The sequence below is a fragment of the Mesorhizobium sp. CO1-1-11 genome (assembly GCF_020164995.1).
Lineage (GTDB): Bacteria > Pseudomonadota > Alphaproteobacteria > Rhizobiales > Rhizobiaceae > Mesorhizobium > Mesorhizobium australicum.
The window spans coordinates 237,843-259,376 of record NZ_JAIUHE010000008.1 but is presented as its reverse complement, the minus strand read 5'-3'; the positions used below and the strand labels follow the sequence as shown (position 1 = coordinate 259,376).

At 63.9% G+C, this 21,534-nt stretch carries 26 protein-coding genes and 2 tRNA genes; 8 read left to right on the top strand and 20 right to left on the bottom strand.

Going from position 1 to position 21,534, the window contains the following annotated elements; genetic code table 11:
* Positions 1 to 87: 87 nt before the first annotated feature.
* Both LB554_RS12000 and LB554_RS11995 read right to left on the bottom strand, forming a co-directional pair.
* Positions 88 to 164, bottom strand: a tRNA-Arg gene (locus LB554_RS12000).
* Positions 165 to 208: 44 nt separating this feature from the next.
* Complete coding sequence (locus LB554_RS11995) at positions 209 to 514, bottom strand: ETC complex I subunit (RefSeq protein WP_015318428.1); 306 nt, start codon at positions 512 to 514, stop codon at positions 209 to 211.
* Between the two features lie 125 nt (positions 515 to 639).
* Here LB554_RS11995 and LB554_RS11990 point away from each other — a divergent pair.
* Positions 640 to 716 (top strand) — tRNA-Pro (locus LB554_RS11990).
* Positions 717 to 839: 123 nt separating this feature from the next.
* Positions 840 to 1,121 (top strand): hypothetical protein, encoded by a 282-nt coding sequence (locus LB554_RS11985; protein ID WP_224584711.1) that lies wholly within the window; start codon positions 840 to 842, stop codon positions 1,119 to 1,121.
* Between the two features lie 28 nt (positions 1,122 to 1,149).
* Here LB554_RS11985 and LB554_RS11980 read toward each other — a convergent pair whose 3' ends face one another.
* The 4 genes from LB554_RS11980 to LB554_RS11965 form a co-directional block, all read right to left on the bottom strand.
* On the bottom strand, positions 1,150 to 1,452 hold the full coding sequence (locus LB554_RS11980; RefSeq protein ID WP_224584709.1) for a type II toxin-antitoxin system VapC family toxin: 303 nt from the start codon (positions 1,450 to 1,452) through the stop codon (positions 1,150 to 1,152).
* A gap of 183 nt (positions 1,453 to 1,635) precedes the next feature.
* Positions 1,636 to 2,340, bottom strand: a complete 705-nt coding sequence (hdaA, locus tag LB554_RS11975) for a DnaA regulatory inactivator HdaA (RefSeq protein ID WP_224584708.1) — start codon at positions 2,338 to 2,340, stop codon at positions 1,636 to 1,638.
* A 1-nt stretch (position 2,341) separates the two neighbouring features.
* Positions 2,342 to 3,517 carry an AI-2E family transporter gene (locus tag LB554_RS11970; RefSeq protein ID WP_140726476.1) on the bottom strand — a complete coding sequence of 392 codons (1,176 nt, stop codon included), beginning with the start codon at positions 3,515 to 3,517 and terminating at the stop codon, positions 2,342 to 2,344.
* 76 nt (positions 3,518 to 3,593) lie between these two features.
* Positions 3,594 to 4,148: a CDP-alcohol phosphatidyltransferase family protein gene (locus LB554_RS11965; RefSeq protein WP_015318434.1), complete on the bottom strand. Its 555-nt coding sequence runs from the start codon at positions 4,146 to 4,148 to the stop codon at positions 3,594 to 3,596.
* 209 nt (positions 4,149 to 4,357) lie between these two features.
* Between LB554_RS11965 and purM the strand changes: the two genes are divergently transcribed.
* Genes purM through LB554_RS11950 form a run of 3 tightly spaced genes read left to right on the top strand, consistent with a single transcriptional unit; the run spans position 4,358 to position 6,701 of the window.
* Entirely contained in the window at positions 4,358 to 5,467 is a 1,110-nt protein-coding gene (purM, locus tag LB554_RS11960) for a phosphoribosylformylglycinamidine cyclo-ligase (RefSeq protein WP_224584705.1), read from the top strand.
* Positions 5,464 to 6,177 (top strand): phosphoribosylglycinamide formyltransferase, encoded by a 714-nt coding sequence (gene purN / locus LB554_RS11955; RefSeq protein ID WP_140717864.1) that lies wholly within the window; start codon positions 5,464 to 5,466, stop codon positions 6,175 to 6,177. Before purM ends, purN begins: the two co-directional genes overlap by 4 nt.
* Positions 6,178 to 6,191: 14 nt before the next feature.
* Positions 6,192 to 6,701, top strand: coding sequence for a SixA phosphatase family protein (locus LB554_RS11950; protein ID WP_015318437.1), 510 nt, complete (start codon positions 6,192 to 6,194; stop codon positions 6,699 to 6,701).
* Between the two features lie 50 nt (positions 6,702 to 6,751).
* On the opposite strand, the gene LB554_RS11945 is transcribed toward LB554_RS11950, so the two are convergent.
* From LB554_RS11945 to LB554_RS11930, 4 genes are all read right to left on the bottom strand, one after another.
* Positions 6,752 to 6,991, bottom strand: coding sequence for a DUF680 domain-containing protein (locus LB554_RS11945; RefSeq protein ID WP_140664751.1), 240 nt, complete (start codon positions 6,989 to 6,991; stop codon positions 6,752 to 6,754).
* 205 nt (positions 6,992 to 7,196) lie between these two features.
* Positions 7,197 to 7,430: a DUF680 domain-containing protein gene (locus tag LB554_RS11940; protein WP_015318439.1), complete on the bottom strand. Its 234-nt coding sequence runs from the start codon at positions 7,428 to 7,430 to the stop codon at positions 7,197 to 7,199.
* A 442-nt stretch (positions 7,431 to 7,872) separates the two neighbouring features.
* Positions 7,873 to 8,100 carry a DUF680 domain-containing protein gene (locus LB554_RS11935; RefSeq protein ID WP_015318440.1) on the bottom strand — a complete coding sequence of 76 codons (228 nt, stop codon included), beginning with the start codon at positions 8,098 to 8,100 and terminating at the stop codon, positions 7,873 to 7,875.
* 45 nt (positions 8,101 to 8,145) lie between these two features.
* Positions 8,146 to 8,346: a DUF680 domain-containing protein gene (locus LB554_RS11930; protein ID WP_224584704.1), complete on the bottom strand. Its 201-nt coding sequence runs from the start codon at positions 8,344 to 8,346 to the stop codon at positions 8,146 to 8,148.
* Positions 8,347 to 8,826: 480 nt separating this feature from the next.
* On the opposite strand from LB554_RS11930, the gene LB554_RS11925 reads away from it, so the two are divergent.
* On the top strand, positions 8,827 to 9,504 hold the full coding sequence (locus LB554_RS11925; protein WP_140617181.1) for a response regulator: 678 nt from the start codon (positions 8,827 to 8,829) through the stop codon (positions 9,502 to 9,504).
* A 12-nt stretch (positions 9,505 to 9,516) separates the two neighbouring features.
* Positions 9,517 to 10,869 (top strand): sensor histidine kinase, encoded by a 1,353-nt coding sequence (locus tag LB554_RS11920; RefSeq protein WP_224584702.1) that lies wholly within the window; start codon positions 9,517 to 9,519, stop codon positions 10,867 to 10,869.
* A gap of 45 nt (positions 10,870 to 10,914) precedes the next feature.
* On the opposite strand, the gene LB554_RS11915 is transcribed toward LB554_RS11920, so the two are convergent.
* The 6 genes from LB554_RS11915 to LB554_RS11890 all read right to left on the bottom strand — a co-directional run bounded on the left by LB554_RS11915 (position 10,915) and on the right by LB554_RS11890 (position 17,137).
* Positions 10,915 to 11,793 carry an ABC transporter permease gene (locus LB554_RS11915; protein ID WP_015318444.1) on the bottom strand — a complete coding sequence of 293 codons (879 nt, stop codon included), beginning with the start codon at positions 11,791 to 11,793 and terminating at the stop codon, positions 10,915 to 10,917.
* 14 nt (positions 11,794 to 11,807) lie between these two features.
* Positions 11,808 to 12,662, bottom strand: a complete 855-nt coding sequence (locus LB554_RS11910; protein ID WP_015318445.1) for an ABC transporter ATP-binding protein — start codon at positions 12,660 to 12,662, stop codon at positions 11,808 to 11,810.
* A gap of 160 nt (positions 12,663 to 12,822) precedes the next feature.
* Positions 12,823 to 13,836 carry an ABC transporter substrate-binding protein gene (locus LB554_RS11905; RefSeq protein WP_140617183.1) on the bottom strand — a complete coding sequence of 338 codons (1,014 nt, stop codon included), beginning with the start codon at positions 13,834 to 13,836 and terminating at the stop codon, positions 12,823 to 12,825.
* 175 nt (positions 13,837 to 14,011) lie between these two features.
* Entirely contained in the window at positions 14,012 to 14,791 is a 780-nt protein-coding gene (gene dapB / locus LB554_RS11900) for a 4-hydroxy-tetrahydrodipicolinate reductase (RefSeq protein WP_224584700.1), read from the bottom strand.
* Positions 14,792 to 14,801: 10 nt separating this feature from the next.
* Positions 14,802 to 16,895: an ATP-dependent helicase gene (locus LB554_RS11895; RefSeq protein ID WP_224584698.1), complete on the bottom strand. Its 2,094-nt coding sequence runs from the start codon at positions 16,893 to 16,895 to the stop codon at positions 14,802 to 14,804.
* A gap of 68 nt (positions 16,896 to 16,963) precedes the next feature.
* Positions 16,964 to 17,137, bottom strand: a complete 174-nt coding sequence (locus tag LB554_RS11890; RefSeq protein ID WP_015318449.1) for a hypothetical protein — start codon at positions 17,135 to 17,137, stop codon at positions 16,964 to 16,966.
* Positions 17,138 to 17,246: 109 nt separating this feature from the next.
* On the opposite strand from LB554_RS11890, the gene LB554_RS11885 reads away from it, so the two are divergent.
* On the top strand, positions 17,247 to 17,387 hold the full coding sequence (locus LB554_RS11885; protein ID WP_015318450.1) for a hypothetical protein: 141 nt from the start codon (positions 17,247 to 17,249) through the stop codon (positions 17,385 to 17,387).
* 33 nt (positions 17,388 to 17,420) lie between these two features.
* On the opposite strand, the gene LB554_RS11880 is transcribed toward LB554_RS11885, so the two are convergent.
* The 4 genes from LB554_RS11880 to LB554_RS11865 all read right to left on the bottom strand — a co-directional run bounded on the left by LB554_RS11880 (position 17,421) and on the right by LB554_RS11865 (position 21,524).
* Complete coding sequence (locus LB554_RS11880; RefSeq protein WP_224525574.1) at positions 17,421 to 17,591, bottom strand: hypothetical protein; 171 nt, start codon at positions 17,589 to 17,591, stop codon at positions 17,421 to 17,423.
* A 309-nt stretch (positions 17,592 to 17,900) separates the two neighbouring features.
* Positions 17,901 to 19,061, bottom strand: coding sequence for a M20 aminoacylase family protein (locus LB554_RS11875; protein WP_224584696.1), 1,161 nt, complete (start codon positions 19,059 to 19,061; stop codon positions 17,901 to 17,903).
* Positions 19,054 to 20,301, bottom strand: a complete 1,248-nt coding sequence (locus LB554_RS11870; RefSeq protein ID WP_224584722.1) for a Zn-dependent hydrolase — start codon at positions 20,299 to 20,301, stop codon at positions 19,054 to 19,056. Before LB554_RS11870 ends, LB554_RS11875 begins: the two co-directional genes overlap by 8 nt.
* A 14-nt stretch (positions 20,302 to 20,315) precedes the next feature.
* Positions 20,316 to 21,524, bottom strand: coding sequence for a diaminopropionate ammonia-lyase (locus LB554_RS11865; RefSeq protein WP_224584694.1), 1,209 nt, complete (start codon positions 21,522 to 21,524; stop codon positions 20,316 to 20,318).
* Between the last annotated feature and the right edge of the window lie 10 nt (positions 21,525 to 21,534).

Sequence of the window (21,534 nt, the reverse complement as noted above, 5' to 3'; positions counted from 1 at the left end):
ACTCCAAAACCCCTTCGGGCCAAAAGTGTTACCCATGTCTCCGGTATAAACCGTAACCTATGTGTCCGGAACGGACCATTGAAATTATGGCGATCCCGACAGGATTCGAACCTGTGACCATCGGCTTAGAAGGCCGGTGCTCTATCCAGCTGAGCTACGGGACCGTCGGCCGGCCAACGGCCGGCTGGATGCTTGGGCCTGCCGCCTTTCAGTGCGTCCAGGGCGTCCTGCGGTCATAGCGGAAATTCTCCGCATAGGAAATCTGGCGGCGCTTGGTCTCTTTCGGTTCCTCGACACGGAAGGCGAGCCCTTCCTTTTCGGCGTAGGCGACCGCTTCTTCGCGCGTGTCGAAGGTGAGCCTGATCTGGCTTCTCATGTCACCCGACGTGGTGTAGCCCATCAGGGGATCGATCTTCTTGCGCATCTCGGGGTCGAATTCCAGCACCCAATGGCCGGTCTTGGCCTTGCCGGACTGCATCGCGGTTTTGGCTGGGCTGAAAATGCGCGCGGACATAGCCACCTCTTTGTTGTGCGAGGCGGCATCGCCGCCTCTTCGCCCGTCATTACTGCGCATTGGCAGCGGCGGCAAGGTTTTTGCACTTGCCATGTACCACCGAAATGAATAGGCAACAGACCGTTCGGAGTGTAGCGCAGGCTGGTAGCGCATCTGGTTTGGGACCAGAGGGTCGGGAGTTCGAATCTCTCCACTCCGACCATTTCTCCTTAAAATGCGACACCGATGGCACCGAGGGGGTTTTGGCCCTTATCCGCGTGTCAGTATTTCAGGCTCGCTTCCATCGCCGTTGCCGGCTTAAGCTGCGGCAAACGAGGGATTTGCGGTGCTTGGGATCGATGCTTGGGTGTCGCTGTTCGGGCCGGCCTATTTCGCCTATGCGGGCGTGACGGTTCCGTTCATGGTGGCATGGGCGATCGCCTGTGCGGCCTTGGCGATGTGGAACAATCGCGAGAGCCGCAGGCACGGCAGGCTCGCACCTGGCACCGTCGCCTCCCGTTCATGGGCAGCCAGCATCGGGATTTTTGTGCTGGTCGCGGCCTGTTATATTGCCGCGCACTCGGCCGTCTATCTGTTGGTCCGGCATTTCGTCAGAATGTGGCTGTGACTGGCCGCAAGCTCACCGGCCAACAGTGCTACGTTGAGAGCACACCCTCGATATCGGTCTTCGAAAAATCGGCTCCGACATACAACAGCCGGCAAGCGTGCTCCTTCGCCACCTCATAGGAGAAACAATCGCCGAAACTGAGCGCGGCCGGATGGCTGCCCCTGCCCCATCGCGCATAGGCCTCGGCGATGCGCCGGGCCGAGGCCGGCGTTACCACCACCTCGAAACCAAGCCCGTCAGTCGAGTTGGTCCATTTCAAGAGTCTCGACGATGCGGGGCGGTCGGTGTCGTTGGGGTGGATGTCCGCTGCGGCGGCACCCGCTCGACGCATTTGGAACGCAAGCTCGCCGGGCGAGAACCCTAACCGCCTCAGTCCCGGCGAGCCTACAACCTGATTTGGAACGCAATCAGGACCGGGGTCAGCCGGCAAGCTCACACAGCAAGATGAGTGCCAGTCTTGTTTCCCAAAATGGGACTCAGGTCGAGACGGAGGACCGCTGGAACCCTGAAGTCATCAAATCTCGAACTCGCCCTGCCCTTCATCCATGGCGCTCACGGTTTCGGCGGCCAATGCCCTTGTAATCGGCATCTTGCGCTCCAGGGCGCTACGATCCAGGCGCTCCACCACTCGTATGGCGGTTGCCAGAGAACGCTCGATGCGCCGCACCAAATACTGCACGACATGCGGCTCGACCTCGACCTGGCGGTCGGCGAACAGCTTGGTGATGACGCCGGCGAGCAGGAGATCATCGGGCTCATGGATCTCGACGGTCGCCGCCGCCTTGAGCCGCGATGCAAGATCGGGCAGCGATACACCCCAGGCCGAGGGAAAGCGGCGTGCGGTCAAAAGCAGCGTCGAGCCGGCGCCACGCACCGCATTGATGAGATGGAACAGGCCCAGTTCGTCGACCGCGCCTGCGTCGACATCATCGATCAGGGCCGGGCGGGCACCAAGATTTGCGATGCTGTCGCCAATGCGCCTAGCGTCGACAGTCACCGCCTTGGCGCGCGCGCCCCAGATCGAGGCCAGATGCGTCTTGCCGGAGCCGGCTGGGCCCGCCAGCACCACCACCGGTGCTGGCCAATCCGGCCAGCGGTCGACCAGTGCGGCCGCCTGGTTGTTGGTACCGGAGACGACCAGCTCGTCACGCGAGTAACCGGTGCCATGGCCGAGATCGAGCGGCAACTGGCGTGGCGGGTCGGTTCGCTGCGCGGTCACTTCAGCGACGCGGTTGCGAGCGGTGGCCGCCGCCGCGATCGGCTGGCAATGCCGGCGCGGGTTCTGTCGCATGGCCTTTGTAGAGCGGCGATTCGAGATAACGGGCGATGGCAAATCGCACCAGCACCGCAACCGCCGCCGAAGCCGGCACGGCAATCAGAAGGCCGACGAAGCCGAACAGCGCGCCGAAGGCGAACAGCGCGAACATCAGCCATACAGGATGCAGGCCGACGCTTTTGCCGACCAGCCTGGGCTGCAGGATGTTGCCTTCGATGAACTGGCCGATGAAGAAGACCACCGCAACCGCGACGATCATCGTCCAGTCAGGCCAGAACTGAACGAAGGCGACGCCGACGGCCAGCACCAGCCCGGTCAATGAGCCGACATAGGGGATGAAGGAGATCAGCCCGGCGAACAGGCCGATGAGGATGGCGAAGTTCAGCCCGGTCAGCGTAAGGCCGGTGGCGTACATGGCGCCCAGCACCAGGCAGAGCGTACCCTGGCCGCGCACGAAGCCAGCAGTGGCGGTGTTGACGTCGCGCGCGATGGCGCGGACCGTGGCGACGTTGTCGCGCGGCACCCAGCTGTCGATGACCGCCACCATGCGGTCCCAGTCGAGCAGCATGTAGAAGGCCACGACCGGCGTCACCACGAACAGGCTGACCACCGAGACCAGCGCCACGCCCGAACTCCAGATCGAAGTGAAAACCGTCGTGAGCAGGCCGAAACCGGAGGTCAGCAGTGAGTTCAACCCATCGCGCAAGCCATTGGCGTTGACGCCGAATTTCTGTTCCAGCCACTTCGGATCAAAGGAGGTGATCAGGCTCTGCAGCCGGGTCAGGTACTCCGGCAGCTTGCCGGCGAAATCGGCCATCTGTGTCGCCAGCACCGGAATGAGGATGACCAAGGCCAGCACCAGCACGATCAGGAATGTGATGAGGATGACCACCGTCGCCATGAAGCGGCTGAGGCCGAGCCGCTGCAGACGGTCGGCGACCGGATCGAGGAAATAGGCAAGCACCATGCCGGCGACGAAGGGCAGCAGGATGTCGCTGAAGACATAAAGGAAGAGCGCCAGGATCGCGGCACCCGCCAGCCAGAAGAATATCTGGCGCCGGAACGTGGCCGACGCCTCGGCCTCTGCCGCCGTCTCGCCTTCCGGCACGACGACAACCATCTGGCCGTCGTCGGTCTTGCCCAGCGCCGCCTTGCGGGCGGCCGGCTTGCGGGCAGGCCTGCCGTCGATGGGCTTGTCAGCCTGATTTACCGCCTTCGCCATAGCCGCTCATATGCCTCAGCCAAGCCACGAGATAGGCCGCGGCCGAAGCCACGGTCAAGACCCCGGACAGCAATATGAGGCCTGGCCGCAGAGGGTCGAGGTGCACGGCAAAGGCGAGTTCGCCCAGCACAACCGCCGCCAGCACGATCTGGACGGCGGTATTCGCCTTCGAGACCAGGAACGGTTTGATCTCGACCGGATGGGCCATCGCCGTGGACAACAGGACCGCGCAGACGATCAAGGCGTCACGCGACACCATGGTGACGACCAGCCACAGCGGCAACTGCCCGATGATGCCCATGACGACGAACACCGAAACCAGCAGCAGCTTGTCGGCGATCGGATCGAGATAGGCGCCGAACCTGGACTGCTGGTTGAAGCGGCGGGCGATGAAGCCGTCGACGCCGTCGGAAATGCCGGCAACGACGAAGCCGGCAAAGGCCCAGTCCCAACGCGCCTGCAGCATGGCCAACACCACGGCAGGCACCAGGACAACGCGCAGCATGGTGATCAGGTTGGGGATGGTCAACGCATTGTCCCGCCGTATTATGCGTTGAGATAGATGAGGGAGATGGAGGGCCGAGGCAAGGGAGAGCCGGCTGGGCCAGCCGCAAGCACTGAGTGCGATGCCCCCGGCTATCCACGCTTTTGTCGGCCAAACGAAGCCCGGTTCGGCCGTTATCCTTGCGGACCGAAACCGTTCATGCGAAGAGCCCGCAAACGAGCAGGAACATTGCGATGAGCAAGCGCGAAACCGGCCAGCATAAAACGGGCCAGAACAAAACGGCCAAGCGCGGAAACGGGCTCACCTATGCGCAGGCGGGCGTCGATATCGATGCCGGCAACCTCATGGTCGAGAAGATCAAGCCGCTGGTGCGCGCGACGCGCAGGCCGGGCGCCGATGGCGAGATCGGCGGCTTCGGCGGCCTGTTCGATCTGAAAGCGGCCGGTTTCACCGATCCGGTGCTGGTAGCAGCCAATGACGGCGTCGGCACCAAGCTCAAGATCGCCATCGAGGCGGGAAAACACGACACGATCGGCATCGACCTTGTCGCCATGTGCGTCAACGACATCGTCGTGCAGGGCGCCGAACCGCTGTTCTTCCTCGACTATTTCGCCACCGGCAAACTCGATCCCGATCAGGGTGCCGCGATCGTCGGCGGCATCGCGCAGGGCTGCCGTCAGGCCGGCTGCGCGCTGATCGGCGGCGAGACGGCGGAAATGCCGGGCATGTATCACGGCAAGGACTATGACCTTGCTGGCTTTGCCGTGGGTGCGGCCGAACGCGGCCAGCTCCTGCCCACCGACGACATCGTCGAGGGCGACGTGCTGCTCGGGCTGGCCTCTTCTGGCCTGCATTCGAATGGTTTCTCGCTGGTGCGCCGCATCGTCGCCGCCAGCGGTCTGGCGTGGAACGATCCAGCACCGTTCAACGACGAGGCGACGCTTGCCGAGGCACTGCTCGAACCCACCCGCATCTACGTCAAGTCGATCCTCAAGGCGATCCGCAACACGCATGGCATCAAGGCGCTGGCGCACATCACCGGCGGCGGTTTTCCGGAAAACATTCCGCGCGTGCTGCCCAAGGACTTTTCCGCCGAACTTGACCTCAATGCCATCGACGTGCCGCCGGTGTTTTCCTGGCTGGCCAAGACAGGCGGCGTGGCGCCAGAGGAGATGATGCGAACTTTCAATTGCGGCATCGGCATGATTTTGGCTGTCGCTTCCGGTCAGGCGGCGCAGGTCGCGGCCGTGCTGCAGGAAGCCGGCGAGACGGTGACGCCGATCGGCCGCATCGTGCCGCGTCGCGACGCCGGCGCCATCTATCGGGGTTCGATCGGCCTATGAGCACGCAGAGAAAACGCACCGTTGTCCTGATTTCGGGGCGCGGCTCCAACATGACCGCGCTGATCGCGGCGGCCAGCGATCCGGCCTTCCCGGCCGAGATTGCCGGCGTCATTTCCGACAAGGCGGACGCCGCCGGCCTCGGCATCGCCAGGGCACGCGGCATCGCCACCCAGGTCGTTTCCCGCGCCGACCATGGCAGCAAGCAGGCGCATGACGCGGCGATCGACGCGGCACTTGCGGCCTTCAACGCCGACATCGTGGCGCTGGCCGGCTATATGCGCCTCCTGACCCCCGGCTTTGTCCAGAAATGGCAGGGCCGCATGATCAACATCCACCCTGCCCTGCTGCCGGCCTTCAAGGGGCTCGACACCCATGCGCGCGCGTTGGCCGCCGGCATCCGCATCCATGGCTGCACGGTGCATTTCGTCACGTCCGAGATGGATGATGGCCCGATCATCGCGCAAGCGGCCGTGCCGGTGATGGTCGGCGACAATGCGGATACGCTGGCCGCGCGCGTGCTCAAGGCAGAGCACCGGCTCTACCCGCTGGCGCTTGGACTGGTCGCCGAAGGCAAGGCACGCATGGAGGCCGGGCATACGGTTCTTGCCCACTTCGCCGACGATGCCGACAACGGCACCTCGGTGGTGATGGCGCCCGATCCGCTGCGCGAGGAAGCCGACCTCGAGCACCTGGCGCGGATCACGCCCTGAGCGAGAGCGCAGCGATGAAACAGCTGCTCCTGCTGCGTCATGCCAAATCGAGTTGGGACGACCCTGACCTCGACGATTTCGACCGACCGCTGGCGGAACGTGGGTTGAAGGCGGCCCGGCTGATCGGCCGCGAGCTTGGAGCGCGCAACTGGCTGCCGGATCAGGCGCTGGTGTCGCCGGCGCTGCGCACCCGCGATACCTGGCGGCTGGTGGCGGCGGAACTGCCAGTGCATCCCCGGGTCGCGTTTGCCGAGGCGCTCTACGATGCCGCAGCGGCGGATATTCTGGGTCAGCTACGCAAAGCGGACCCTTCGACCAGCTGCCTGCTGGTTCTCGGCCACAATCCGGGCCTTGAGGAGCTGGCAAAACAGCTTGCCGGACCGGGATCGGAGGCGAAGGCGCGCAAGAGGCTCGAGGAAAAGTTTCCGACAGCAGCCCTCGCGCGCTTCGTCCTTGAAGACGATTGGTCCGGGGTGTCGGCCGCCAGGCTGACACATTGCCTGCGGCCGAAGGATCTGAGCTAGAAGTCTAATGTCCGCGGGTGCGGCAGATCAGACCCGCCGCAGCCGCGACATCAGTTACCCCAGATGCCCTGGCCAGGCTCGGGCCAGTCGGTGGCTGGCTTCATCTTGGTGTCGGCGGTCTTGTGTTTGATCATATCCGTGTCGTTGACGGCGCCCGTGGCGGCGTGATCCACGCCGGCGACCGGGGCGACCGGCTGGTTGGCATTGTAGGAGCCATAGTGGTCGCTGCCGGCGAATGCACCCCCGGCTGCGACAAGGATAGCGGCGGTAGCGAGAGCAAGTCTGTTCATTTCAATCTCCTGTTCATCCGTTGGGCGGCGTCTTGGGAGGACGGTTCCGCTGAGGAGAAGACCAGAAGCAGCCTGGTTTTATTCCTGGACGTGAGATGTTTCTGCCGACTGGTAAGATCGGCGGCCTTCGGTCTGAACCTCAAAACAAGAGCGGCGGGCCAGGCCCACCGCTCTTTGTCGTCAAGCCAGGCGAGGCCGGCGTGGATCAGTTGCCCCAGTTGCCCTGGCCGGGATCAGGCTGATTGGAATCGGGCGTCAGCTTGAAACCGCGGTGTTCGACCGGCTTGCGGATCGAAGCCGTATAGCTGTGGTCGATTTTACCCGCGGGCGCGGTGACCGCCGGCTGATTGACATTGTCAGAGCCATAATTGTCGCTGCCGGCGAAGGCGCCGCCCGTGGCAACGAGAATGGCGGCGGCGGTAAGTGCGATCCTGTTCATTTCTTTACTCCGATAGGTCTGGTCTGTCCGTCAAGTGGCGTGCCTTTGGGAGGAATTTCGCGTCGCTCGGACCAGCTGAAAGTGGGTTTTTCGTTCGTCGGCTTCCAATCACGAAGATGTTCCTTCACGGCCCGATTTCGGACATCGAGGCTGGGGCACGGATTCGGCAGAAGTGTTTTTTATCAACGCTATCAGTCTCTTGTTGCGCAACTCACGGAGTATCACGCTTTGTTTCGCCGAGGGGGCGTTCGCCGGGCGTTCACGGAGCGTCAACATTAATTGAACCGATTGGTTCGATCCGTGATCGGCGCGCTGGCCGGCACTTGTTCGACGGCTATCCGGCACGACTGAACCCGACTGGCTCGCCTGATTCCATTTGTCACAAAACAAGAGCGGCGGGCCAGGCCCACCGCTCTTTGTAGTCACGCGATGCTAGAAGGGATTAGCGGCCCCAGATGCCCTGGCCCGACTGAGCCGGAACGTTGGCATTGGCATCGGCCTGCGCCTTGTCCGCCTTCAGGATCGAACCGGTGTGGAAGGTGTCGACGTTGGAGGTCGACTGGCTGGCAACCGGCTGGTTGGCGTTGTCGGAACCGTAGTTGTCGCTGCCGGCAAAAGCGGTGCCAGTGGCAACGAGGATGGCAGCGGCGGTGAGTGCGATCTTGGTCATTTCAAGTACTCCTGAATTCAAAGTTGGATGGATTGGCAGTCGCGATTAGCGGCCGAAGAGGTTGCGGTCAGCGCCCTGCGGAGCCTGGACCGACGCGGCCGTCGACTTCGAGGTCGAAGCAGTGACCGAATGGTCGACGTTGGCGGCAGGCTGGTTGGCGTTGGCCGAGCCATAATTGTCGCTGCCGGCAAAAGCAGTGCCCGTGGCAACGAGGATGGCGGCGGCGGTAAGAGCGATCTTGGTCATTTTATTTACTCCAGAATTTCTTTGTTCTGTCCGTCTAGTGGCGTGCCCTTGGGAGGATTTCGCGTCGCTCGGACCACCTCCAGATGGGGAAGGCCTTTTGGAATTACCAGTCGCGTCGGCTTTGCAGTATTTCACCATATTATGGACAATGCATATTGCATTGCAGCATTTTTAGCCTGAATTCTCAAACGTTTTCAGTGGATTAGCGTTTCTCCCGCAGACGCAAACCCCGACCGATTCGCGCCTATTGTTCACTGTTTGCGATACAATCCGTCAACCAGAACCGAACCGTTCGGTTCGATTTATGTTTCAAACGAGGCATCTAGCCCGCGAAAACCCATCGCCGGCCGCAGCCAAGCCGCATTTGCCTTGCGTTGCGATCGATACTATCGATCATCCGGGTTCCGATTGCCGAATGGGATCGTCGATCGAGCCTTGGTGGCCGTTGAGACCGAAGTGGATGCTGGAACGGCAATAGACATGCGATTGCTGCTTGTGGAGGACAATCGCGAACTGGCGGACTGGCTAGGCAAGACCTTGCGCCAGGCGAATTATGTCGTCGACATCGTCCATGACGGCGAGGATGTCGAGCACGCGCTTGCCGCCGGCGACCACGCGCTTGTCATTCTCGACCTTGCGTTGCCCCGCATGGGCGGACTGGAAGTGCTGCGCATGCTGCGAGCCCGCGGCAACCGGGTGCCGGTGATCGTACTGACTGCCAATGCCAGCCTCGATGGCCGGGTCAAAGGCCTCAACGAAGGCGCCGACGACTATCTGGCGAAGCCCTTCCAGGTAGAGGAGCTCGAAGCGCGCATCCGCGTGCAACTGCGCCGCGCCAATGACCGGACGGCACCGGTCGTTGCCTGCGGCGACCTCATCTTCGACACCAACACCAGGCTGTTTTCGCTCGGCGGTGAAACACTGGCCCTGACACCACGCGAACATGCCGTGCTTGAACAATTGATGATCAAGGCGGGACGTACGGTAAGCAAGGCCGCCCTGTCGGCAGCGATCTACGATTTCGAGACCGACGCCGATCCAAGCGCCATCGAGATCTATGTGCACCGTGTGCGCAAGAAGCTCGAGGGGTCGCGGGTCCAGATCACCACTTTGCGTGGCCTCGGCTATCTCTTGCGCCATGAGGACCTGGCGCCATGATGATTTGGCGCTATGAAGACTAACAGCCTGCGCCTGCAATTGCTGGCCTGGGTCGTGCTCCCCCTGGCCGGGCTTGCGACCATCAATCTGTGGACCAGCCAGCGCAACGCTCTGGCGACCGCCGATCTGGTCACCGACCGCATGCTGGTCGGCTCGGCCCGTGCCATCGCCGAGCAGGTCGCCATGGCCGATGGCGTACTCGATGCCACCATCCCGCCGGCGGCGATCGAGATGTTCGATACCGGCGATCGCGACAGCGTCTACTATCGCGTCGAGACCGCCGGAGGACGGTTGCTGACCGGTTACCCCGATTTGCCGCAAGCGCCGCGGCATGCGAGCGTCGAGGCGAGCTATCGCGACCATATGTTGCGGCTCTTGACGCTCAGCCACGCGGTGATCGGCGCCGGCGGCGATTCCCCCATAACGGTCACCGTGGGCATAACGCTCTCCGGGCATGATGCGATGGTGAAGCGGCTGTGGTTCAGCGCCTTCGTCCAGCAACTGGCGCTGGTGGCGATCGCCGGCGTGTTCGTGCTGCTTGGCCTGCGCCGCGGCCTGGCACCATTGATGAGCCTGCGCGACGCGGTGCGTTCGCCAAGCCGAAGCGACCTCGATCCGGTTGACGTGCCGGGCGCGCAGAGCGAAATCCGGCCTCTGATAGAGGCGCTCAACGCCTACATGGAACGGGTGCGCGCGCAGATGGGAGCGCAGCGCCGTTTCATCGCCAATGCCGCACATCAATTGCGCACGCCGCTGGCGCTGCTATCGACGCAGGCAAGCTATGCGCTACGCGAAACCGCCACCGATGCGCGCCAGGAAGCGCTGGTGGCGCTGCAGGCCAGCTCCGGCAAGCTGGCGCGGCTGGCCGAACAATTGCTCACCCTGTCGCGTGCCGAGCCTGGCAGCCGGCGGCCACGCGCCGATCGCATCGACCTGACAGAAGCCGCCCGCCATGTACTGGAAACGCAGGCGCCCGCGGCGATCGCCCGCAAGATCGATCTCGGGCTGGAGGAAACAGGGCCGGTTGCAGTCATTGGCGACGGCACCATGCTGCGCGAGATGATCGTCAATCTTGTCGACAACGCGCTGCGTTACTCGACGGCAGGCGCCAGCGTGACGGTGAAGCTGGCCGCCATCGATAGCGAAGCCGTGTTGACGGTAGCCGATGACGGACCCGGCATCCCGGCCGAAGAGCGGGATCACGTGTTCGAGCGCTTTTATCGCATCGCCGGTTCGACCGAGGAAGGCAGCGGCCTGGGCCTCGCCATCGTGCGCGAGGTTGTCGAGAATGCCGGCGGCCGCGTCACCCTCGGGGATGGCGCGGCCGGCGGTCTGGTGGTCGAGGTCAGGTTGCCCCTGGCCTGAACCGACCCGCACCAAGCGCGGGCTCGTACTGTCCTCGGAACAAAATCAGGTGCCCTGCTCGTTGAACGGCGCCGGCCGCCACTTGACGACATAGTTCTCGAAGCGGGTGATGATGAATTCCACCACCAGCGCCATAACCGCCAGGATGATCATGGCGGCGAAGACGCCATTGGCGTTGAAGGCGCCCTGCGCGGTCGAGATCAGCAGGCCCATGCCTTGCTTGGCGCCGAGGAATTCGCCGACCACGGCGCCGACCAAGGCAAAGCCGAAGCTGACATGCAGGCTGGCCAGGATCCAGCTCATCGCCGACGGGATAATGACGGTGCGGGTGATCTGGAACGGCGAGGCACCGAGGATCTGGGCGTTGGCGATCATCGCCCTGTCGGCCTCGCGAACCCCCTGGAAGGCGTTGGCGAAAACGACGAAGAACACCATCACCACGGCGAGCGCCACTTTCGAGGCCATGCCGAGGCCGAGCGCGATGATGAAGACTGAGCCGAGCACGACGCGCGGCACGGAATTGGCGATCTTGATGTAGATCGAAAAGACATCGGCCAGCAGCCGGTTGCGGCCGAGAATGATGCCGGCGGCGATGCCGCCCAGTGCGCCGATGGCGAAGCCGAGGAAGGTTTCCTCCAGCGTCACATAGATCTGCAGCCAGAGCGGTCCCTGCGAGGTGCCCTCGGTGATCCAGGACCAGATCTGTTCCCAGATGCCCGAGGGGCTGGCGAAGAAGAACGGGTCGATGATGTTATAGTCGGCGCCGAGTTCCCACAGGCCAAGGAACGCAACGAGGATAGCCAGGCGCAGGCCGATGACCAAAGCATGGCGGCGGCGCAGCCGGGCCCTCGCCCGGGCCTCGGCAACGGCAATGGAGGCATCGCGGACGGCGGCATGGGAAGCGGTGGGAGAGATAGCGGTCATGTTGGTGTCTCCTCTCAATGCCCGCTCTGCAAGGTGCGGCTCTGGCCGAGCTGCACTTCTTCGCGCAGGTCGTTCCAGATCACCTTGGCGATCTCGACGAATTTCGGGTCGTAACGGATGTCGGCCATGACACGCGGACGCGGCAGGTCGATGCGGTAGACACTCTTGACCGTTCCCGGCCCGGCGGTGAGCACATAGACCTTGTCGGCCAGCGCCACCGCCTCCTCCAGATCGTGGGTGACGAAGACGACGGAGGATTTCTGTTCCGACCACAGGCCGAGCAATTCGTCCTGCATGGCCGTGCGCGTCTGCATGTCGAGCGCACTGAACGGCTCGTCCATAAGCAGAATCTTCGGCTGGTTGATGAAGGTCTGGGCAAGGGCGACGCGCTTGCGCATGCCGCCCGAAAGCTGGTGCGGATAATGTTTTTCGAAGCGGCCGAGGCCGACGCGGGCGATCCAGTCGCGGGCCCGATCATAGGCCTGCGCCTTGGGGATCCCGCGATAAAGCGGACCGGCGGCGACATTGTCGATGACGCTTCGCCAGGGAAAAAGCGCATCGGCCTGGAAGACGAAACCGATGTCGCGGCTGATATCGGTGACCGGTTTGCCCATGACGCGGACATGACCTGTGGTCGGCCGCAGCAGGCCGGTGACGAGGTTGAGCGTCGTCGACTTGCCGCAGCCGGTCGGCCCGACGACGCAGGCGAATTCGCCACGCGCCACCGTCATGGTGAAGTCGCGGATCGCCGTCATCATATGGCCGTCGGGCGTGACGAAGCGTAGCGTCACATCATCGATGGCGATCGCGGCATCGGCCGGCGGCGCGGCCTGAGACAACTTCTCAGCCGCCATCGTTTGCACTTGCATGGCATACTCCTGTGGCGATGATGCGAGAATGCCTGCGGCCAAAACTTGTGGTCGCCATCTCTCGACATCGGTAGGCGCGCCGCTGCCAAATCGATTCAGGCCAGCGGCGCAACTTGTTGTTCCTCAAGGGCGAACCGGGTAACCCGCCTCGCCTGCCTGCCTACTTGGCGGCGTCGACGAATTCCGTCGTGAAGGTTTTCGACAGGTCGATCTGCTTGCCCTGCAGGCTCTTGGAGAAGGTCGACAGAACTTTCAGCACCGTCTCGGGGCCATCGGCCGGCATGCGTCCGTCGGGCGTGAACATCGCCTTGCCGCCGGCGAGCCCCTGGATATAGAGATCCTTGTTGCCGGCGTAATAGTCCTTCGGCATCTTGTCGGCGATCTCCTCGGCCGAATGGCCGGCGATGAACTTCATCGTCTTGACGAAGGCATTGGCGAGCTTCTGTGCTTCGTCCTTGTGGCCTTCGACCCAGGAAGACTGGACGTAGAAGGATGCCGCAGGATAGTCGCCGCCCAGCGCTTCCTTGGTCTTTTCGGGCGTGCGCATGTCGACCAGGACACTGGCCTCGCCGGTCTTGAGCAATTTCGCGATGGTCGGCTCCGTGGTCATGCCGGCCTGAATTTGGTCCTGCTTGACTGCGGCGATGAAGGTGTTGCCGGCGCCTACCGGCAGCAGCGTGTAATCACCCGGCTTCAGGCCGCTGCGGACGGCAAGATATTGGGTCAGGAAATCGGTCGACGACCCAAGCCCGGTGACGCCCAGCGTGGCGCCCTTGAAGTCGGCCGGCGACTTGATCTCCGGGTGCTTGGCGGAGACCAGTTCGACCTCGCCAGGGGCCTGGCTGAACTGGACGATCGACTCGATGTATTTGCCCTTTGACTGTAGGTCGACAGTGTGGTCATAAAAGCCGACAACACCCTGCACGGCGCCGGCCAGCAATTCATTCTCGGCCTCGACGCCGGCTCGCGAGTTGATCAGTTCGACGTCGAGCCCCTCATCCTTGAAGTAGCCGAGCTGCTGGGTGAGCACGGCCGGCAGGTAAATCTGCTTTTCCATGCCGCCGACAATGATGGTGATCTTGTCCGCGGCGGACGCCGCGGTCGCGCCCGTGCCGACAATGGCGAGCGTCAGCGCCGCCGAACGCAAGATGCACTTCGAGATCAAACCGGTCATGTAACTTCCTCCACCTGGGCGGCGCGCCATCCAGGCTGCGCCGCATTCCTCCTGCCGGCCACTCCCGCACCGGTCACGCGGCGAACGCCGCAATGAATCAATTGCATGCCCAAGCTTTCAGCTGGCTTTCAGCCACTTTAGCAACCGGGGAATGAAAACAGCCAGGATTTGCTGGTTACGATGCGCCAAAACCCAATACGTCGCGCATGTCGTATTCGCCGGGAGCGCGGCCCGCCACCCACAATGCCGCGGCGATGGCGCCGCGTGCAAACATGATGCGGTCACCAGCCGAATGCGCCAAGGTGACGGTCTCGCCTTCCGTGCAGAAGCTGACGCTGTGCTCACCAATGATGGCGCCACCCCGCGCCACCGCGAAGCCTATCTCGCCCGCCGGCCGCGCGCCGGTGACGCCATCGCGGACGCGCCTCGCAACCGTCTCCAGCCCGATTTCGCGTCCGCCGGCAACAGCCTGCCCCAGCATCAGCGCCGTGCCCGAAGGCGCGTCGATCTTGTGGCGATGATGCGCCTCGAAAATCTCCGCATCCCAGTCATCGGGGTCGAGCGCCCGCGCCGCCTGTTCGACCAATCCGACCAGCATGTTGAGCCCGAGCGAGAAGCTGCCGGAGCGCACGATGGCAATGGTTTTCGCGGCATCGGCGATGGTGGCCATCTCGGCGGCCTCGAAACCCGTCGAGCCAATCACCAGGGCTGGCCCGCCCCTTCCGGCACACAATCTGGCCAGTTCCACGGAGGCGGCCGGCGTGGTGAAGTCGACGACCACGTCGGCCATGGCAATTGCCTCGTCGCGGCTCACCAGCCCATTGCCGACACTGCCCGGACGGTGAAAGCAGCCGGCGAGCGCAAGACGCGCATCGGCCCGTACCGCATCCACCATCCGGCGACCCATGCGGCCGAGAGCGCCTGATATGGCGATCCTGATCGGCGGCTGCGGCATCGGCTTCCTGCTATTTCCACATGCCGCGCATGCGCGCGCCGATGTCGACGCGCACCTCCGGCCGGGGCGCCCTGCCCTGCGCCGCTTGCGCGGCCGGCCACGAAAGCTGCTGGAACGCGGCGAGGATGGAGGCCGGAATGAAACGGGTGCGCGAGGCGTAGACATGGCGGTCGCCGCGTGCCGCCTGGCCATGCGGAAAGAAGCGCTGGGGCATGACGAGGTTGAGATTGTCCTTGGCCCGTGTCATCGCCACGTAGAGCAACCGTCGCTCCTCCTCGATATCTTCCTTGGTGCCGACACCGAGATCGGCCGGAATGCAGCCATCGACCGTGTTCAGCACGAAGACGTTCTTCCACTCCTGGCCCTTGGCCGAATGGATGGTCGACAGGATCAAATAATCCTCGTCGCGGTGCGGCGGGCCGGCCTGGTCGCTGGTTGCGTCCGGCGGATCGAGCGTCAGCTCGGTCAGGAAGCGTTCGCGCGAAGCATAGCCCGAGCCGATTTGCTCGAGTTGCAGCAGGTCGGCGCGGCGCGTGATCGCATCCTCGTGGATGCGCTCCAGATGCGGTTCGTACCACAGCCTGACCTGTTCGAGATCGGCCGGCCATTTGGCGCCGGCGCGCAAGCCGGAATAGAGCGAGACGAAGCCGGGCCAGTCGTCGGCGGCGCGCTGTGGCGGACGCCAGCCGGCCAGGCCCATTGCCTCGTCCAGTGCCGACGTCATGGTCTCGACGATCTGCGCGGCGGCGGAAGGGCCGATGCCGGGAAGAAGCTGCAGCACGCGAAAACCGGCGACACGATCGCGCGGATTTTCGGCAAAGCGCAGTACCGCCAGCACGTCTTTGACATGCGCGGCATCGAGGAATTTCAGGCCACCGAACTTGACGAAAGGGATGTTGCGCCGCGTCAGCTCGATCTCCAGCGGCCCGCTGTGATGCGAGGCGCGAAACAGCACCGCCTGCGACTTCAGCGCGGTACCGGCCTCGCGCTCGGCAAGGATGGTGTCGCAGACGAAGTTCGCTTGTTCGACCTCGTCGCGCACGGTCACAAGTCTCGGTTTGTCGGCGGATTTGCGTTCCGACCACAGGTTCTTGGTGAAGCGCTCCGAGGCTTCGCCGATGACAGCGTTGGCGGCCGCCAGAATGGTCTCGGTCGAGCGATAATTGCGCTCCAGCATCACCACATCGGCGATCCGCGCGAACTGTCTAGGGAAGTCGAGGATGTTGCGCACTTCGGCGGCCCGGAACGAATAGATCGACTGCGCGTCGTCACCGACGACCGTCAGCCCGGCGCCGTCGGGCTTGAGTGCCATCAGGATCGAGGCCTGCAGCCGGTTGGTGTCCTGGTATTCGTCGACCAGCACATGGTCGAACCGTCCGCCCAGATGCGTGGCGATTTCAGGCTCGGCGGTCATCTGCGCCCAGTAGAGCAGCAAATCGTCGTAATCGAGCACATTCTGCGCCTGCTTGGCCTCCACGTAACCGGCAAACAATTGCTTGAGCTGCTCGGCCCAGCCGGCGCACCAGGGGAAGGCGGACCCCAGGACCTCACCCAGCGGCGCCTGCGCGTTGACGGCGCGCGAATAGATGGCAAGGCAGGTGCCTTTGGTCGGAAAGCGCGCTTCCGTCCTGGAGAAACCGAGTTCGTGGCGCACGAGATTCATCAGATCGGCGGAATCCTCGCGATCATGGATGGTGAAGGCCGGATCGAGGCCGATCTCCAGCGCATAGTCCCGCAGCAGCCGCGCGCCGATGCCATGAAAAGTGCCGGCCCAGGTCAGTGCGTCCGTGATCACCGCGGCGTCGCGGCCGAGCACTTCGCCGGCGATGCGCTCGACACGTCTCGCCATTTCGGATGCGGCGCGCCGCGAAAACGTCATCAGCAGGATGCGGCGCGGGTCGGCTCCCTTGACGATCAAGTGGGCGACGCGGTGCGCCAGCGTGTTGGTCTTGCCGGAGCCGGCGCCGGCGATAACCAGCAGCGGGCCTGCAATCTTGCCGTCGCCATGTTCGACGGCCTGGCGTTGGGCGTCGTTCAGCCGGGCGAGATAGGCCGGCTGGCCGGTCTGTTCCAAAAACGTCGAATCATGGGCGGCGAGGTTCATCGCCCATCAAGCATCGTTTCCGCTTTGTTCGCAACAGAGAAGCAGCTCCGCCAATACAGCGGGAGCAATCAGCGTTTCGGGTCAACGCCCATCGACGCCGACTGCCGGCGTAGCGCCTCGCGGTCGTTTGCGGGCGCTGGCAGCAAGAGCGGATCGACACTGTCGGGAACCTCGTCGATCATCTTGCGGGCGAGACGGTAAGTGACAAAGGCCAGCGTGCCAACCAGAAGCAAACGGATCATGCGGCGGTCCTCCTTCGCTGGGTCAACCTGAGGCAGGGGATTTTGTTCCCTCGGCGCAATCGTGCAACCAAACCGACACCGCCTCGTTCTGCGGGTGGAGGAAGTAGCCATGAAAAAGCTGGGACTGATCCTCGCGCTGGTGACTTTGGCTTTCTCGGCCTGCGACAACAAATTGCCGCCGACCAAGGCGACTGGGGCCGATCAAGATCTCGCCATTCCTGTCGTGAACAATGGCATTGCCAGCCAGTGAATGGAGCATTGCGCAAAAACGATTGCGGGATCTTCACCGCATTGCCGCGATGCATTCCTCGAGACGCTCGAGGCGGAACTTGGCATTGCGCAGCTCGTGGCCTGCGTCCTGGCGCAGCTGTCGTGTCTGCGCCGAGGCGGCGGTCAAGTCTCGTTCGAGTTGAGCGATGCGGGCGCGCACCCGCCGCGCTTCGTCCTGACGCACCGCCTTTATCCAGCTCCGCCCGCGCATCTATGAACCCGCAGCCATCCAAAAGCGTGCCACAGCCATGACAGTAAAACCCTAACTTCCGCCGAGCGCGAGCGTTCTAACTTTAACGAAATCTAATTTACCATGCAGGAGAGAAGGCCGGCGCCGCTTGGGAGGTAATCTGATAGCGCCGGCCAGGCGGATATCAGGTCCGCCGCGTGAGCGAGGCTAGCTGAGTCTTGCCGTAGCGTCATGCCAGATCAAGGATTTCGGCCTTTCCCCGGCGTTTTCCCCCGCTAAATGCCGCGAAAATCCCCCGGGGGTTCAAGTCCCAAGCCGCTGCCTGGCGATGGCGGCATGGAAACTGGCGCCGAACAACAGCCCGTCATCGTTAAAGTCGTAACTGGAATTGTGAAGCGGCGCCGAGGCCTCGCCGTTGCCGAGGAAGACGAAGCAGCCCGGCACGTGGTCGAGGAAGCGGGCGAAATCCTCCGACGCCGTCATCGGCTCGCGGGCAACCGCGATATTGCCCGGTTCGAAAACAGCCTCGGCGGCGGCAAAGGCCGCGTCGACCAGTTCGGCGTCGTTGCGCAAAGGCACGAATTCCCTGGTGTAATTGACCTCGGCGGCAACATTGTAGGCGGTAGCGATGCCTTCGGCGATGATGCGCATCTGGCATTCGATCTCGGCGCTGACCTCGGGGCGGAAGCTGCGCGCGTCGCCAAGGATGCGGGCGATGCCCGGCAGTGCGTTGCGGGTGCCATCGGTGATCAGTTCGGTCACCGAAACCACGGAGATGTCGGCCGGGCTCAGCCGGCGCGAGACGATGGTCTGCAGGTTGGTAACCAGCGCACAGGCGGCGACCAGCGTTTCCTGACCCGAATGCGGCCGCGCAGCGTGACCGCCCAATCCCCTGAGCACGATCTCGAAGACGTCTTCGGCCGACATAACCGGGCCGGCGCGGGTCTCGAAATGTCCGACCGGCAAGCCCGGCATGTTGTGCAGGCCAAAGATCTCGTCGAAGGGAAAGCGCTGCATCAGGCCATCGTCGAGCATCGCCAACGCGCCTTTTCCCCATTCCTCCGCCGGCTGGAAGATGAAGCGCACGGTGCCGTCGAAACCGCCCTCCCCGGCCATGAGCTTGGCCGCACCGAGCAGCATCGCCGTGTGGCCGTCATGGCCGCAGGCATGCATGATTCCGGGATTGCCGGAGCGGTATGGCGCGGTTGATTGCTCTGATATGCGCAGAGCATCCATGTCGGCCCGCAGCGCGATCGCGCGGTTGCCGCTGCCGCGCTTCAAAGTCCCGACGACGCCGGTGCCGCCGACACCCTCGGCGACATCGTCCAGTCCGAATTCGCGCAGCTTGGCGGCGACGAAGGCCGCGGTGCGCTCCTCCTCGAAGCCGAATTCAGGGTGCGCGTGCAGATCATGCCGCCATTCGGTCATCTCCAGCTTCAGCACATCACGATCGATTTCAGCCATCGCCTGATACCTCCTGATCCGCAAGCTGGGCAACGATATCAAGCAGGATGTTGGCGCCGGCGACAAGCTCGGCATCGGCGGTATGTTCGCGCGGATTGTGGCTGATGCCACCGGCGCTCGGCACGAAAATCATCGCCGCGGGCGCGAGGCGCGCCATCATCTGCGCATCGTGGCCGGCGCCTGAGGTCATGCGCTTGGATGCATACCCGCGCTTCTTCGCGGCAGCTTCGATCAATTCGACAATGCTGATATCGAAGATCACCGGCTCGAAGCGGGCCAGCCGCTCGACCGAGATCGTGACGCCATCATCGGCCGCGAGGTCCTCAAGAAACGCGGCGAGTGCGGCTTCCTCGGCTTGCAGGCGATGCTCGAAAGGGTCGCGCAGGTCGACGGTGAAGACGGCGCGCGAGGGAATGACATTGATGGCGTCTGGCTCGAAACGCATCGTGCCGACCGTTGCAACGGTCGGCGTGTTCGAAGCTTTGGCGCGGTCGTGCAGGAACGTGACGACACGCGCGGCCGCATGCCCGGCGTCATTGCGCATCGACATCGGCGTGGTGCCGGCGTGGTTGGCGACGCCGTCTATGGTGATGCGCTGCCAGGAGATGCCTTGCAGGTTTTCCACAGCACCGATCGGCACGCCTTCGCGTTCCAGAACCGGGCCCTGCTCGATATGCAATTCGAGATAGACGTGCGGCTTGAGGAAGCCCGGCTCCTCGTCGCCGGCATAGCCGATGCGGGCCAGTTCCTCTCCCAGCACGCTGCCGTCGGTGCCGACGGCCGCCAGCGCCTCGTCGATCCCGACGCCGCCGGCATGGACCAGTGAACCCATCATGTCGGGGGAATAGCGAACCCCTTCCTCGTTGGTGAAGGCGGCGACCGCGAGCGGGCGCGACGGGACAAGAGCCGACGCCTTCAGCGTCTCGATTACCTCCAGCCCGGCGAGCACGCCGTAGCAGCCGTCATAAATGCCGGCATCGATGACGGTGTCGATATGCGAGCCGACTAGGATCGGCGCATGGCCGGCATTCTCCGGCACCTGCCAGACGCCGAAGATATTTCCCATGCGATCGATGGCGATTTCGAGACCGGCCTGGCGCAGCCAGCCGACGAAGCGGTCGCGACCCAGCCTGTCGGCGTCGGAGGCGGCCAGCCGCACCAATCTGCCCTCGCCATCACGACCGATGCCGCCGAGCTCGCGGATGCGGCCAAGCAGCCTTTGTGCGTCGATTGAGGTCATTGCATCGATCAAGGTCATGGCGTCGCTCCAGAAAGCACCTTGCCGGCAAGCACATCTGCCGGACTCGTGCCGACGAGTTCGGCATAGCGGCGGGGATCTGTCGCGCCTTCGGTGTTGACGACCAGCACGCGCGAACTGGCGTCGAGGCCAAGCTCGGCCTTGTGATCGGTCATCGCCCGGATCAGCCCGGCAAGGCCGACCCCGCCGCTTTCACCGGCGACGATGGCCGGATCGTTGCCGGCCGGGCGGGCCAGCCGCCGCATCACGGCGATGGCTTCGTCCTCGTCGACGGTCATGAAGGCATCGGCGACGCGTGCCAGCACGCGCCAGGCGACCGGCGAGGCCTCGTAGCATTCGAGCATCGCCATGACTGTCGCCTCGCCATGCGCGATCTTGACCGGATGCCCGGCCTTGGCGGCGCCGAAAACGCAGGCGGCACGGGCGGGTTCCACCACCGTGAAAACCGGCCTGGCTTCGCCAAGCACGATGGCGAGATGGCCGGCGACCGCCGCCGCGATGCCGCCGACGCCGGCCTGCACGAAGACATGGGTCGGCGGTTCGGATATCTGACCCAGCGCCTCGCGCACGATCGCGGTGTAGCCCTGCATGACGAGGCCCGGAATGCGTTCGTAGCCCGGCCATGAGGTATCGGAAACCACCGTCCAGCCCTTCTCCGCAGCGACGCGCGCCGCCTGCCTGACCGAATCGTCGTAATTGCCGTCGACGCGGATCATCTCCGCCCCATAGCGGGCGATGGCCGCGACGCGCCCGTCACTGACGCCGGCATGGACAAAGATCGCTGCCTTTGCGCCGACAAGCTGGGCGCCTTGCGCGACGGAGCGGCCATGATTGCCGTCGGTAGCACAAGCAACCGTCATGGTCGCCGCGACCGACCGGACTTCGGGCCGATCGAGATCGCCGACATCGACGGAGCGGCCGAGCCGCTTGCTTGCCTCCTCCAGGACCAGGCGGAAGACCGCATAGGCGCCGCCCAGCGCCTTGAAGCTGCCTAGGCCGAGGCGAAAGCCCTCATCCTTGACATGCAAGGTGCCGAGACCGAGTTCGCCAGCCAACGCCGGCAGGGCGTGCAGCGGCGTCGCCAAGTGATTGTCACGGCGGGCAAGGAAACGCTCGACAGTGTCGGCCCCGGCGATGCCGAGGGTTTCGGCGTCGGCCTCGTCCAGCGGCTGGCGGTGCAAGGCATGGCGATTGGGCAGGAACATTGGCGGTCTC